Source organism: Arthrobacter sp. UYCu723, assembly GCF_054059215.1.
This window is the reverse complement of the sequence record NZ_JBSSBW010000001.1, coordinates 1,865,356-1,879,371: the sequence shown is the minus strand read 5'-3', so window position 1 is coordinate 1,879,371 and position 14,016 is coordinate 1,865,356. Positions and strand designations below refer to the sequence as shown.

The window sequence follows — 14,016 nt, the reverse complement described above, 5'->3', positions numbered from 1 at the left end:
TCGTCGTTCGGGGAATGCTTAGACGTTTGCCTTGGCTTCCTCCACCAAGGCAGACACTGCCGGGAAGAGCGGGTGGTTCGGCTCCAGCCCGGTGATCTTTTCCGTTGCCTCCTCCGGCGAGGAGACGGCGAGGATCTTCGCCAGCTCCACCGCCTCGGCGTCGGCCGGATCGGTGAAGCGCAGGGCCGCGGCGATCGCACCGAGCAGGGCCTCCGGGACGATCCCGCGTTCGGCCAGCTCGGCCGCCGGGCCGATGAAGCGTTCATGCCGGCCGAGCTTGCGCAACGGCGCCCGGCCCACCCGGTTCACGGTGTCCGGCAGGTGCGGGTTGGAGAAGCGGCCCAGGATCTTCTGGACGTAGGCCTCCTGCTCGTCACGGTTGAAGCCGTGCTTGGCCACCAGCAGCTCTTTGGTCTCGTCCAGGACCGCGCGCACATCCGCGGCGACATCCTGATCGGCCATGGCCTCGGATATCTTCTCGAGGCCGGCCTCGAAGCCGAAGTAGGCTGCCGCGGCGTGTCCAGTGTTCACCGTGAACAGCTTCCGCTCGATGTACGGCTCGAGGTTGTCCACAAAGGTCGCACCCGGAATCACCGGCTCCTTGCCCCGCGAACGGGGTCCGGTCGATGACCCATTCGTAGAACGTCTCCACGGTGACGTCCAGGCCCTGCCCTGCCTCCTGGTTGGGCACGATCCGGTCCACCGCCGTGTTCGCGAACACGGCGGCGGCGTCCAGGGAACCACATGCCGGATCCCACTGGGCCGCCACTTCGTCCTTGAGGATGTCCGTGGCGTTGATGGCGTTTTCACACGCCATCACCTGCAGCGGGGCCAGTCCTGCCGGCCGGGCGGCGATCCCCTTGGCGATCACGGGGGCCACGAACTTGAGGATGTGCGGCCCCACCGCGGTGGTGACGACATCCGCCGTCGCGATCTCCGCGATGACGTCCGCCTCCTGGCTGCTGGAGTTCAGCGCACGGAAGTTCTCCACGGTGCGGACGGTGGGGTGCTCCCCCACCTCGTGGACCTGGTAGCTGTCCGCGGCGGCCAGCTGGGTGATCAGGGCGTCCGCAACATCCGCGAACACCACGTCATACCCCGCCTCGTGCAGCAGCAGGCCCACGAATCCGCGCCCGATGTTTCCGGCTCCGAAATGAACAGCCTTCACTAGGAATTGACCTTTCCGAACAGGTCCAGGACTTCCTCGACCGTGGTGGCCGCCTCAAGCTGCGCCACCTGCGCCTTGTTGGTGAAGACCTTGGCGATCGAGGACAGGATGTGCAGGTGTTCATTGTTGATGCCTGCGACGCCGACCACGAACTTCACTTCCTTGCCGTTCCAGTCGATGCCGTCCGGGTAGCGGACCACGGAGACCGCGGACTTCATGATGTGGTCCTTGGCGGCGTTGGTGCCGTGCGGGATGGCGAGGTAGCTGCCCATGTAGGTGGACACGGATTCCTCGCGTTCGTGCATGGCGTCCAGGTAGCCGGTATCGACGGCGCCGCGGTCCAGCAGGAGCCGGCCGGCCTCGTCGATGGCGGCGTCGCGGTTGGTTGCCGTGCCGTTGAGGACCACGCTTTCGGCCACCAGGATCCCGGCGGGGCCGGCCTCGGCTTCCGGCCGGTCTTCCGTGCCGGTGGCCGCCGCGGTTTCTGCGGCGGCGTCCGATGCAGAGGCTGCGGCGACGTGCGCGCCGTGGCCTGCTTCCGCCGATTCCGTGTTGCTGCTCTTGACCAGCTCCACGATCTCGTCGTACCGCGGGCTGTTCATGAAGTTGTCCACGGACACGTGCACGGCGCTGCCGGTCACGGGCTTGGCCCGCTCGGTCAGGTCCTGGTGCGTGATGACGACGTCATACGTGTCATTGAGGTTGGCGATCGCGGAGTTGGTGACCAAGACGTCCGGGAAACCGGCCGCCCTGATCTTGTTCCGCAGCACCGAGGCGCCCATCGCGCTGGAGCCCATTCCGGCGTCGCACGCAAAGACGATGTTCTTGATGGGTCCGGCCATGACGGCGGTGCCTCCGGCGCCCACGAGGGTCGAGGAAACGGAGCTCTTCTTGCCCTTCATGGCTTCCATCCGGGACGTGGCGGCGCCGAGGCTGTCCTCCTCGGTCTCGCCCACGGGGGTCTTGCTGGACTTCAGGATCACCGAGGCGATCAGGAAGGACACTGTTGCGGCGAGCACGACCGCCAGGATCACGCCGATGTAGCTGTCACGGGATGTCTGGGCGAGCACCGCGAAGATGGAGCCCGGAGCCGCCGGCGCCACGAGTCCGGCGTTGGTGACGGACAGTGTCGCGACCCCCGTCATGCCGCCACCGATCGCGGCGAGGATGAGGATTGGCTTCATCAGCACGTAGGGGAAGTAGATCTCGTGGATGCCGCCGAAGAACTGGATAAGGGCGGCTCCGGGCGCCGATGCCTTGGCCAGGCCCTTGCCGAAGAACATGTAGGCGAGCAGAATGCCGATACCCGGGCCGGGATTAGCCTCGAGAAGGAACAGGATGGACTTGCCCTGCGCAAGCGACTGCTGGATGCCCAGCGGGGTCAGCACGCCGTGGTTGATGGCGTTGTTCAGGAACAGCACCTTGGCAGGTTCAATGAAGATGCTGGTCAGTGGCAGGAGGCCGTTGTTGACCAGGAACTGGACCACGTTGCCCGCGGCCGTGCTGAAGGCCTGGACCAGCGGGGAGATGCCGTAGAAGCCGAGCATGGCCAGCAGGGCGCCCCAGATGCCGGCGGAGAAGTTGTTCACCAGCATCTCGAAGCCGGGCCGGATCTTCCCCTCCCAGATCGAATCGATCTTTTTCATGGTCCAGCCGCCGAGGGGACCCATGATCATGGCGCCGATGAACATCGGGATGCCGGCGCCGACGATGACGCCCATGGTGCCGATGGCGCCAACGACGCCGCCCCGGTGGCCGTAGACCATCTTGCCGCCAGTGAAGGCAATCAGGAGCGGCAGCAGGTACGTGATCATGGGGCCGACGAGGCCCACATTCGGCGCCCCCGCGGCGTTGGTGCCGAAGCCGCCAAGTTGGGGAACGGGTATCCAGCCCTTCTCGATGAAGAGAGCGGTGATGAGGCCCCAGGCGATGAACGCTCCGATGTTGGGCATGATCATTCCGGACAGGAACGTCCCGAACTTCTGGACGCCCACCCGCACGCTGGTACGGGGTTTCGCAACTGTCTCTGTTGCCATGTGATTTCCTAACCGTGATTCCTGCTGCTCCGCAGGATGATCCGATGATTTCGACGAGCTAGCTGGTGGAGCTGGTGGAGATTCGGTGGAGCCATTCGAGGAACAGCTTGAGTTCCGAGCTGGAGAGCTGGTCCGAGTGCGACGACTGGAGAGCTGCGTTCAATGCGATGGCCGCCACGACCACTGACGATTTCCCTGAATCTTCAGGGCCGTTGTCCCGGGCCTGTTCCGTGGAAACCGCAAAGATCATGGCGTCGCGGGTCATGGCGGACAGCTCGAGGTTCCGCTCGGGCGCCTTTTCCGCGATCAGCATGAGCGTCACGCCCACGTTGGCCGCCAGGATGCTCCTGGCCGCTTCCCGGGGCGGAACGTTGAGTTGGCCGGCGACAGCGGCCTTGGTCAGCAGCTCCTCCATGAGCGCCTCGGCATCGGCGACGATAACCGGGCGGCTCTCAGGGCGGATATTGCCGAACATGACCAGGTACAGTTCCGGCTGCTTGAGGCCGAACTGCACGTGCTTGTCCCACATCCGCCGGATATCCTCCAGCGGCTGTCCGGACGGGGCGAAGTCGCGTTCGTCCGCCACGTACTCTTCAAAACCGGCCGCCACGACGGCATCGAACAGCCCTTCCTTGTCACCGAAGTGGTGGTAAAGGGTGGGGGCCGTCACCCCCGCCAGCTTGGTGATCTGGCGGGTGGAGACCGCCGCCCCGGCTGAGTTGGCCAGCAGCTCGGCGGCTGCACGAAGCAGCCGTGTTTTGGGGGGAAGCTGGCCATCGAAACTCATAACCGCTACCCTAGCACCTATAGCAACGCTATATGAAGTGCATCACATACAATTTTTTCAGGTGCCGCGATCCCGGGGTTGACGTAGCCGTCAGCCGCTTGCGCGGAGGATTCGCCGGATCAGCGGCGGCACCTGAACCGGCCCCCGGCCACGGCAGAGAATGAGGACTTTCAGTGCAGAACTTCCCAGGCGTAGGCGTCAGCCCCGGCCGCATCATCGGCACCATCCGCCAGATGCCCAAACCGATCAGTGAACCCCCGGCCGGCGAGCAATTGCCGGCCGGCGTCACGGCGGAAGCGGCCACGGCGGCGCTGAAGGCCGCGGCCAGGGCGGTCCACGACGACCTCAAGGCCCGGTCCATGACCGTCAGCAGCGACGGGAAGGCGGTCTTGGAGGCCACCGCACTGATGGCCACGGACACCATGCTGTTGAAGAGTGCCGCCAAGCTGATCGGCCGCGGCACCTCCGGCCAGCGGGCCATCTGGGAGGCCGGCGCCTCGGTCTCGGAAATGCTGCACAACCTGGGCGGCTACATGGCCGAGCGCGCCACTGACGTCCTGGACGTCCGCGCCCGGATCGTGGCGGAACTGCGCGGCGTGCCCGCCCCGGGCATCCCCACCTCAACTTCCCCGTTCATCCTCATCGCCGAGGACCTGGCCCCCGCGGACACCGCCACCCTGGACCCGGAAAAGGTCCTGGCGCTGCTTACGGCCGGCGGCGGTCCGCAGTCCCACACCGCCATCATTGCCCGCTCCCTCGGCCTGCCCGCCGTCGTGGCGGCGGCCGGTGTCGACCAGCTCCCGGACGGCACGGAGGTCTATGTCGACGGCGCCGCCGGCCTCATCACCGTCGATCCGGACGAATCCCAGCGCGCCGCCGCCGAACACTGGGCCGCCACCGCCTCGCTGCTGGCGGACTTTGACGGTACGGGCGCGACGGCGGACGGTCACCTCGTGCCGCTCCTCGCCAACGTCGGCGGGGCCAAGGACGCCGTGGCCGCCGCCAAGCTGAATGCCCAGGGCGTGGGCCTGTTCCGGACCGAGTTCTGCTTCCTGGAACGCGACACAGAGCCCACCGTGGACGAGCAGGCCGCCGCCTACAAGGGCGTCTTCGATGCCTTCCCCGGCAAGAAGGTGGTGCTCCGGACGCTCGACGCCGGAGCGGACAAGCCCCTGCCCTTCCTGACCGACGCCACCGAGCCCAACCCGGCCCTGGGTGTCCGCGGCTACCGGACCGACTTCACCACGCCGGGCGTGCTGGAGCGCCAGCTGCAGGCCATCGCCCGCGCCGAGCAGGAATCCGGGGCGGACGTCTGGGTGATGGCGCCGATGATTTCGACGGCGGAGGAGGCCGCCCGTTTCGCCGCCCTGTGCACCGAGGCCGGGATCAAGACCCCCGGCGTCATGGTGGAGGTCCCCTCCGCTGCCCTCACGGCCGAGGCCATCCTCCGGGAAGTTGGCTTCGCCAGCCTGGGCACCAACGACCTCACCCAGTACGCCATGGCCGCGGACCGCCAGCTCGGTCCGCTCGCGGCCCTGAACACCCCCTGGCAGCCCGCCGTGCTCCGGCTGGTCGGCCTGACGGTCGAAGGCTCTGCCGCGGAGGGCCACAACAAGCCGGTGGGAGTCTGCGGCGAGGCCGCAGCGGACCCGGCCCTCGCCGTCGTCCTCACCGGGCTCGGCGTCTCCACGCTGTCCATGACGGCGCGTTCGCTCGCGGCTGTGGCCGCCGTGCTCAAGACCGTCACCCTCGCCGAAGCGCAGGAGCTTGCCAAGCTGGCGCTCTCGGCGCCGAGCGCCACCAAGGCGCGGGCCTGGGTCCGGGAGAAGCTGCCGGTGCTGGAGGAGCTGGGGCTGTAGCACCGCGGTCAGGCGGAGGCGGTGTGAGCCTCCACCCGGGGCGCTAGGATGCACTCCATGGCACTGATAGCTCCCCGGGTAACGGCCGGCCTTCCGGCCGAGGACGCGCAGAAACTCAAGTACGCCCTGAACGGCAGCCACGACATCACGGTGTTCGTGGACGGCACCGTGCACCGGCTGCCGCCGGAGGCGCGGGACGCCGTCGTCGATCTGCTGGGCAGGTTCAGCCGGGGCGAGGCGGTCACGGTCAGCAGCGTCGAGGAAATGCTCACCACCTCGAAGGCGGCGGAGCTCGCCGGCATCTCGCACACGTACCTGCGGAACATGACGGACCGGGGCGAGATCCCGGTGGAATACCGCGGCACGCACCGCCGGATCAGGCTGGCGGACATCATGGCCTGGCTCGAAACGCAGAAGAAGAACAGTACTGCCGACGGAGCCGCCGGCCCCGAGCATGACGGCGCCGCGGATGCTTCGTGAAGCCGTGATAAGGATCAAGCAACGATCACGGCCCTGCGCGGAAACGCGGAGAAGGCCGGGGTTACGCTTGAATCGTGGGTAAGTTCAGAGGGTGGCACATCGTGGCCGGCATAGCCGCCATGGTGCTCACCGGCATCCTCGGAACCGCGATGGGGCTGAACAACACGGCCACCTTCATGTCCAGTTGTGTCGCGTTCGTGGCAGTCTCCATGTGGATGGACAGCAGGATTTCGCGCCGCCGGCGGGAAACAGCGCGAGAGACAGCGCGGGAAACAGCGCGGGAGGCAGCGCGGGAATCCGCGCGCCAGGACGCCGCCGACACCCCCAAACGGGACGGCCACGCCGGCTAGATCCTGGGCCGTCTGGATCCCGCTGCGGCTAGATCCTGGGCCGGCTAGATCCTGGGCCGCCCGGCCCAGCGCCGCGCCTTGAGCGCCGCATGGAGTTCCAGGCGCACCATCCCCTTGAGCGGATCCACACCCAGGAGCTGGCGGATCCGGCCCAGCCGGTTGTAGATGCTGCTCCGGTGCAGGTGCAGCTTGTTGGCCACTTCCTGGACCGAGCCGTCATTGTCGTAGAACAGCTCGAGCACGGGCAGCAGTTCGCCGTTCCGGTCGTGGTCCTCCAGGATGCGGAAATAGACCGAGCCGGAATCCGCCCAGGCCCCGGCGCCCCCGCCGGCCGAGGCCAGCAGCTGGTAGAGGCCGGTGGCGCGAGAGTCGACCAGTTCGCCCAGCTGGGGGTCCACCGCCGCGGCCTGCGCTGCCTGCCGGGACTGCCGGTAGGCCTCGGCCAGCTCCCGCGGTTTCGCGAAGCCCTCGGAAGTGCCCAGGATGATCCGGCGGACGGGACGGCCGGAACGTTTGGCCAGTTCCAGCTGGTAGTGGACCAGGACCTGGGCGTGGTCGGCCCGGCCGGTGGATTCCTTGAAGAGGACCGCGGCGTGCGTTTCAGTGCCTGCACTGAACAGGGCCGCATCCACGCCGATCGTGGCCTGCAGCGCGGCGGAGCGGTGGATCAGGGTGGCGGCGATCGGGTCCGAACCCTCGGCCCAGCCGTCGGCGTCGAGCACGGTCACCAGCTGCCATGGTCCGCGCCCCTGCACCTCCTTCCAGCCAGCCACGGCCGCTACGGCGTTGGCCTCGCCCCGGCAGGCGGCCAGGAACTCCTGCTCGCGGCGGCGGCGGAACTCTGATTCGGCGGTGTTGGAATCCAGCAACAGGGCGGACAGCTGCTCCACTTCGCGGGCCACCTCCGGCAAGTGGGCGAGGACCGACCTCGCATTGGGCTCTTCGGCGTCCAGCTGGACCCACAGGTATCCCACCCGGAATCCACGCACCAGCAGGGGCACACAGACCCGGCCCAGCATGCCCAGCTCCTCGTTCGCCGGCACGACGACGGGCCGCACCGCCGTCGCGATCCCGTGCGAGAGCTGCCAGGCGCTGACGTCCACCGGCACCCGCTTGCTGAGCAGGAAGTTCACCCGGACCCGGTCTGCGTGCGATTGGTTGGAGCTGTAGGCGAGCAGGAGCCCGTCGAGGTCTTCGAGCGAGAGGCCGCGGCCCAGCCTGAGCGCCACCTGTTCCACGAGCTGTTCCACGTCCGGCTGCTGCATGCTGCCAGACTACTGCCGGTCGCCGCCGCGGAGCGAAAGCCATGACGCTTCCGCTGCGAGCGGACAGCAGGCGACACCTGACGCTTAGTGGTTCGACAAATGTCTATCCGACGAACTCCGGAACCCCGGAAATCCGCGGGTGGACCACGACGGCGGGTATCCGGGCGTGTCACCTGCCTCACAGCAGGATTTATTCTGGAAGTACGACTTCCCCGCACACCCAGGCCAATAAGGCCGTCAGCACTGGAGCCAAAAAAATGATCATCGGTGTCCCCAAAGAGATCAAGAACAACGAATTCCGCGTCGCCATCACCGCTGCCGGCGTCAACGAGTTCCGCACCCACGGCCACTCGGTCCTGGTGGAGCGCGGCGCAGGCCTGGGCTCGGGCATCACGGACGAGGAATACGCCATCGCCGGCGCCGAGATCGTCGCCGAAGCCGACGACGTCTGGGCCCGCGCCGACATGGTCATGAAGGTAAAGGAGCCGGTCAAGGCCGAATACCACCGCTTCCGCAAGGGCCTGATCCTCTTCACCTACCTGCACCTGGCCGCCGAGCCGGAACTGACGCAGGAACTCATCAACAGCGGCGTCACCGCCATCGCCTACGAGACCGTCCAGGAGGGCCGTACGCTGCCGCTGCTGGCCCCGATGTCCGAGGTGGCCGGCCGCCTGTCCGTCCAGGTCGGCGCGACCTCGCTGATGGCTCCGGCCGGGGGCAAGGGTGTGCTGCTCGGCGGCGTCCCGGGCGTTCGCCCGGCCAAGGTGGTTGTCCTGGGCGCCGGAGTCGCCGGCACCAACGCCGCCGCGATGGCGCTGGGACTCGGCGCCGACGTCACCATCCTGGACATCAACATCAACCGCCTGCGCGAACTGGATGCCCAGTACCAGGGCCGCCTGAAGACGGTCGCCTCCAACGCCTACGAGATCGAGAAGTCCGTGGTCGACGCCGACCTCGTGATCGGCTCCGTGCTGATCCCGGGCGCCAAGGCCCCCAAGCTCGTCACGAATGAACTCGTCTCCCGGATGAAGCCCGGCTCCGTGCTGGTGGACATCGCGGTGGACCAGGGCGGCTGCTTCGAGGACACGCACCCCACCACGCACCAGGAGCCGACGTACAAGGTCCACAACACGATCTTCTACTGCGTTGCCAACATGCCCGGCGCCGTCCCGAACACGTCCACCTACGCCCTGACCAACGTCACCCTGCGCTACGCCGTGTCGCTGGCCAACCTGGGCGTCAAGGCCGCCTTCGAGCGCGACGCAGCCCTGGCCGCCGGCCTGAACATCGCCGGCGGCAAGGTGGCGCACCGCTCGGTCTCCGAGGCGCACAACCTGCCCCTCGTGACCGACTGGCACCAGCTGGTCTCCGCGTAAGCTGACCGCTAGACACCGCATCGACTGCTCCGCTACCGCCCTTTGGACACCCAAAACGGCGGTTACGGAGCAGTCGATTGCTGTTTAACCCCCGATGGCGCGGAGGGCGTTCACCTGGCCCTTGCCGTAGAAGCCGTTGTTACCCGTGCCGCCCTGGCAGACCTGCGGTGCACCGTTGGACGCGGACGGGAACGGCGCATACATCGTGGTCTCCGGGCAGGCCATGCCGTCGGCGGTGGTGCTGATCCGGGCTGAAACAGCGCCAGGGTTGCTCACACCGCTGCTGACCACGAGGGCAGCGACCCCGGCGACGTGCGGGGAGGCCATCGAGGTGCCCTGGAGGTAGCAGTACGCGGCACCGGCGTCGACCACCTTGAGCGATGCGGCGCAGGGCGCGGACGACGGCCAGGTGGACAGGACGCGCCCGTTCACGGCGGCGGGAGTGAGCTGCAGACGGCGGTCTCCGCCGGGAGCCACGACGTCGGCAGTGCCGACTCCGTAGCTTGAAAAGTAGGACTTGAAGCCCTTATTGCCGTTGGCCGTCACACCGATGACGCCCGGCAGTTCGACCGGGACCACGGCACAGGCGTTGGTGATCTCACGCGATACCGGCGTGGAGTCGTCCGGACTCATGACATCGCGGGTGGGGTGGGCGAGGTCGTCCGAGAAATTACCCTGGGCAGCAACGACGGTGGTGCCGCTCTGCTGGGCGAAGCGGATGGCGCGGCGTTCGGCCTCCCAGATCGCGCGCTGCTCCGGATCGTTCTTGCAGTTGAAGAGATATGGGTCCGCGAAGTAGCTGTTGTTGGTGACCTGGATGCCCTTGGCGGCCGCCCACATAAAGGAGCAAACGATCGCCTCAGGATAGAAGAAGCCATCGGCGTTGCCGGCCTTAATCCCGGCAATCTTCACGCCGGGCGCCACGCCGACCATGCCGATGCCGTTCTTGGCGGCCGCGATGGTCCCCGCGGTGTGGGTGCCGTGGCCGTTGTCGTCCATCCAGGCGGACGGGGACTGGTTTGTGACGCCGCCGACGCAGGAGACGCTCTTGGCGAAGTCGACGTTGGGTGCCAAGTCAGGGTGGGTGTAGTCGAGGCCAGTGTCGATGTCGCCGACCACCACGGAAGCACTGCCGCCGTTGAGGGCGCGGGCAGCGGGGGCCTGGATCTGGTCCATGTCCCATTGCAGGGCTGACAGGTTATCGTTTCCGGGGGCGGGTGTGCCCGGTGCAACCGGTGACTGGGCGTCGGTACTGTCCGCGGCGCTGTCGCCGATGGCGACCCCGAGGGCAGCTGTGGAGGCCGCGCCCTGCACCGAACCGTCCTGGGCCTTCAGCGCCGAGCCGAAACCGACGCGGTCCGACTTCACGATCGCCACCCCGATTTCCGGATAGCTGTGGACTACGGTTCCGCCGGCTGTCGCGACCGACTTCAGCGAGGAATCTGAAACACCGTTGGCCTTGTACAGGACAACGTAGTTCTGCATTGAGCCGGTTGTGGCCTCGGCTGACGCGGCAGGATATGCCGTACCGGCCAACAAGCCCACTGCAAGGCCTACTGTGCTCAGCGGTGCAATGAGCCTTTTGAGTTTTTGCATAGTGCTGCTCCATTTCTGCCAGGGCGGCAGCACACGATAGCGGCCGGCCGCACTGGATTCGCTCTCCAATCGACCGAGGGCGTCTTTGCCGAAGGCCGCTTCCGGGGTTCACCCGACCAAGATTGGTGAAGACCCACGGCTTAGACCATAGTGACGCAAGTTACAGTTGTGAAGCCCTGCGGTAGATGAGCTTGGCCATTCCCCGCCTAAACCAGCGCCCGGGCCTGTTCGATCAGCCGCAGGACTTCAACCGGGCCGGCAGGATCCACGGGGACGGGCAGCGCCGAGGCCGCGCCGCCGTCGTTGATCTTTTCCGCCAGGAGCCGGTAGAACTCCGGGTAGGCGCCACGCTCGGTGGGCAGCCGGTCCAGGTGGCCGTCCCGGCCCAGCATCCCGGCCCAGTCGCGGTCCTCGACGCCGTAGTCCGGATCCAGCGGGCTGCCGCCGGCCACGATGAAAGGCTCCTGCGGGTCCACGCCGTGCTTGGTGTAGCCGCCCTCGCTGCCGAGCAGCCGGTAGCGCGGCCCCTGCTGGGCGCAGAGCATGTTCATCCACAGGTGGCTGGTGACGCCGGAATCATGCCGCAGAACCAGGAACACGTCATCGTCGACCCTCTCCCCCGGCCGCCGGGCGGCCAGTTCCGCGTGGACCACCGTGGCGGGTCCGAAAAGCTCAAGGGCTTGGTCCAGCAGGTGGGTGCCGAGATCGAACAGGACCCCGCCGCCGTCGTCCGCCGTGGCGGACGCCTTCCAGGCCTTGGCGACCGCGGGCGACCAGCGTTCAAAGCGCGATTCAAACCGCGAGACGGCGCCGAGCACGCCGCTGGCCAACAAGCCGCGGACGCTCAGGTAGTCGCCGTCCCAGCGCCGGTTCTGGAAAACCGTGAGGACCCGGCCCAGCCGCTCGGCCAGGGCGATCAGTTCCTCGCCCTCGGCGCTGCGCACCGTGAAGGGTTTATCCACGACGACGTCGAGTCCGGCTTCCAGCGCGGCCTTCGCGAGCGGGTAGTGCGTGGCCGGCGGTGTCCCCAGCACCAGCAGGTCCAGGTCCCCGGCAAGCTCGAGGATCGCCGCCGGGGTGTCCACGATCCTGGCCCCGGGGAAGCTGGCGGATGCCGCGGACTTCCGGCCGGCGTCGGACGTGGAGATGACATCGAGGGAATACGCGGGGTTGGACGCGATCAGCGGCGCGTGGAAGACGCTGCCGGAGAGACCGAAGCCGGCAAGGGCCACACGGATGGTCCGGGGAGAATCTGTTGTCATGGCTCCTACGCTACCCCCGGACGCTCCGTGAATCCGCGGGTAGGACGGCTAAGGCCGGCACCCCCGAAGATTCAGGGACGCCGGCCTTGGCTGACCTGACTGGTTCTATTGCTGGGGACTACTTCTTTTCCCAGCCGAGGGTGGTCCAGTCCGGAACCTGGGACAGGCTCTTGAACAGGGACGGGCCGTAGTTGGCCAGGCCGGTGCGCACGAAGGAGATCTGCGGACCGTTCATCACAACACCCATGGAGAAGTACTTCGCCATGTGCTTCTTTTCAACTTCCATGGCCGCCTTGTTCCGCTCGGCGTTGTCGGAAATGGTGGAGAGCTTCTTGATGTCGGCATCCAGCTCCGCGTCGCCCAGTTCGTTCTCGTTGGTCTTGGAATCGTAGAACTGCTTGACGGAGTCAGTGGCGTCCGGGCCCACGGTGTAGCCGGAGACGCTCAGGAAGAAGTCGCGGCTGCCCAGGACCTTACCGAAGTCGGCGGAAGCGCGCTGGTCGATGCCGACATCCATGCCGCCGGCCTTGAGCTGGTTCTGCAGGGTCTGCGCGAAGGCCAGGGTGGTCGGGTCGTCACCGAAGTTGCTGATCTTGAAGGTGGCGGGAACGCCGTCCTTCTCCATGATTCCTGCCGCGTTGGCCTTGTAGCCGGCGTCGGTCAGGACCTTCTTGGCGGCCTCGGGGCCGGTCTCCGTGACGGGGTAGTTGTCCTGGTAGTACTTGGAGAAGGGCAGCAGCATCATCGATCCGGAGCTGGTTTCTTCCCAGTTCAGGCCGTTGAACCGGACCTTGCGCAGGGCTGCGCGGTCGACGGCGGTGAAGATCGCCTTGCGGATCGCGACGTCGGTCAGCGGAGCCTTCTGGGCGTTGAGGTTCAGGCCACCGGCGAACAGTCGCTGGCCGCGGCGGACCTCGGAGTCCTTGGTGCCGTCGAGCTGCTTGTACGGAGTGATGGTGTTGGCGGAGACGCCGTCGATTTCACCGTTCTTGAAAGCGGCGATGGCGGCGCTGGTCTCGAGCTGGCGGAAGATGACCTTGTCCAGGACCGGCTTGTTGCCCCACCACTTGTCGTTCTGGGCGAGGGTGACGGTCTTGGCGGCGCTGTCGTACTGATCCACCTTGAACGGGCCTGCCATCCACTCCGGGTGCAGGTCTCCGGTGAAGCCGTTGTTGAAGATCTCCGGGGTGTTCACGGCCGGGTGGACCAGGCCGGTGAAGAGGGAATCCAGCGGGTAGACCGGTTGGGTGGTGGTGACAATGACTTCCTTGTTGCTGGCACCGGCCTTGACGGAATCAACGAACTCGTACGCACCGGAGGTGACGATGTCGATGTCCTTGTTCTCGCCCTTGAGCATGTTCCAGGTGTTCTCGAAGGTCTTGACATCGATCGGCGTTCCGTCGTTGTAGGTGGCCTTCTCATTCACCTTGATGGTGATGGTCTGCTTGCCGTCCTTGACCTCGCTCTTGACGTCTTCGCAGAAATCCTTGTTCGGCGTGGCGGTGCCGTCGAAGTCGAAGTTCCAGCAGCCCCAGGTTCCGGCCTCGTCGATCGGGCGGTGCAGCGCGGTGTTGTCCGCGCTGTTGCCGTTGTTGGAGAACCCGTTGAAGTCCGGCCCGATGTTGCCCAGCGGCAGGGTGACGGTGCCGCCCTGTTGCAGTTCCTTGGCATCCTTCGCGTTGATGCTGATGAGCTTGGCCAGATCGCTTCCGGCGTCCTGACCCTTGCCGGACTCCGGGCCCGTGGCGCCGCCGCCGCCCCCGCCGCCGCAAGCGGTCAGTGCGAGAGCTGCCACGACGGCGGTAACTCCGCCGATCTTGGTCAGTTTCTTCATGGT

10 protein-coding genes and 1 pseudogene are annotated in these 14,016 nt (G+C 66.8%); 4 read left to right on the top strand and 7 right to left on the bottom strand.

All coding sequences use genetic code 11. The features are described from left to right. Positions 1-18: 18 nt before the first annotated feature. The 3 genes and pseudogenes from ACVWZ8_RS08785 to ACVWZ8_RS08775 all read right to left on the bottom strand — a co-directional run bounded on the left by ACVWZ8_RS08785 (position 19) and on the right by ACVWZ8_RS08775 (position 3,991). Positions 19-1,168: pseudogene (locus ACVWZ8_RS08785) on the bottom strand (mannitol-1-phosphate 5-dehydrogenase). Beyond that, positions 1,168-3,204 (bottom strand): PTS mannitol transporter subunit IICBA, encoded by a 2,037-nt coding sequence (locus ACVWZ8_RS08780; protein ID WP_456504396.1) that lies wholly within the window; start codon positions 3,202-3,204, stop codon positions 1,168-1,170. The pseudogene ACVWZ8_RS08785 and the gene ACVWZ8_RS08780 overlap by 1 nt, the downstream one beginning before the upstream one ends. Before the next feature lie 58 nt (positions 3,205-3,262). Further along, the gene (locus tag ACVWZ8_RS08775) at positions 3,263-3,991 is read right to left on the bottom strand and encodes a TetR/AcrR family transcriptional regulator (RefSeq protein ID WP_426979660.1); all 729 of its coding nucleotides are present in this window, start codon (positions 3,989-3,991) and stop codon (positions 3,263-3,265) included. 173 nt (positions 3,992-4,164) lie between these two features. On the opposite strand from ACVWZ8_RS08775, the gene ptsP reads away from it, so the two are divergent. The 3 genes from ptsP (at position 4,165) to ACVWZ8_RS08760 (ending at position 6,680) form a co-directional block, all read left to right on the top strand. Further along, complete coding sequence (gene ptsP, locus ACVWZ8_RS08770; protein ID WP_456504395.1) at positions 4,165-5,850, top strand: phosphoenolpyruvate--protein phosphotransferase; 1,686 nt, start codon at positions 4,165-4,167, stop codon at positions 5,848-5,850. 57 nt (positions 5,851-5,907) lie between these two features. Beyond that, on the top strand, positions 5,908-6,330 hold the full coding sequence (locus ACVWZ8_RS08765; protein WP_426979662.1) for a helix-turn-helix domain-containing protein: 423 nt from the start codon (positions 5,908-5,910) through the stop codon (positions 6,328-6,330). A gap of 74 nt (positions 6,331-6,404) precedes the next feature. After that, positions 6,405-6,680 (top strand): hypothetical protein, encoded by a 276-nt coding sequence (locus tag ACVWZ8_RS08760; RefSeq protein WP_456504394.1) that lies wholly within the window; start codon positions 6,405-6,407, stop codon positions 6,678-6,680. Between the two features lie 44 nt (positions 6,681-6,724). Here ACVWZ8_RS08760 and ACVWZ8_RS08755 read toward each other — a convergent pair whose 3' ends face one another. Beyond that, entirely contained in the window at positions 6,725-7,945 is a 1,221-nt protein-coding gene (locus ACVWZ8_RS08755) for a PucR family transcriptional regulator (RefSeq protein WP_456504393.1), read from the bottom strand. A gap of 257 nt (positions 7,946-8,202) precedes the next feature. On the opposite strand from ACVWZ8_RS08755, the gene ald reads away from it, so the two are divergent. Next, complete coding sequence (ald, locus tag ACVWZ8_RS08750) at positions 8,203-9,321, top strand: alanine dehydrogenase (protein WP_426979665.1); 1,119 nt, start codon at positions 8,203-8,205, stop codon at positions 9,319-9,321. Between the two features lie 84 nt (positions 9,322-9,405). Here the strand turns inward: ald and ACVWZ8_RS08745 are convergent, their stop codons facing one another. From ACVWZ8_RS08745 to ACVWZ8_RS08735, 3 genes are all read right to left on the bottom strand, one after another. After that, a complete protein-coding gene (locus ACVWZ8_RS08745) occupies positions 9,406-10,917 on the bottom strand; it encodes a S8 family serine peptidase (RefSeq protein ID WP_456504392.1) in 1,512 nt (503 codons plus the stop codon). Between the two features lie 206 nt (positions 10,918-11,123). Continuing rightward, the gene (locus tag ACVWZ8_RS08740; protein WP_456504391.1) at positions 11,124-12,179 is read right to left on the bottom strand and encodes a Gfo/Idh/MocA family protein; all 1,056 of its coding nucleotides are present in this window, start codon (positions 12,177-12,179) and stop codon (positions 11,124-11,126) included. Between the two features lie 118 nt (positions 12,180-12,297). Further along, positions 12,298-14,013 (bottom strand): ABC transporter family substrate-binding protein, encoded by a 1,716-nt coding sequence (locus tag ACVWZ8_RS08735; RefSeq protein WP_426979669.1) that lies wholly within the window; start codon positions 14,011-14,013, stop codon positions 12,298-12,300. Positions 14,014-14,016 lie beyond the last annotated feature (3 nt).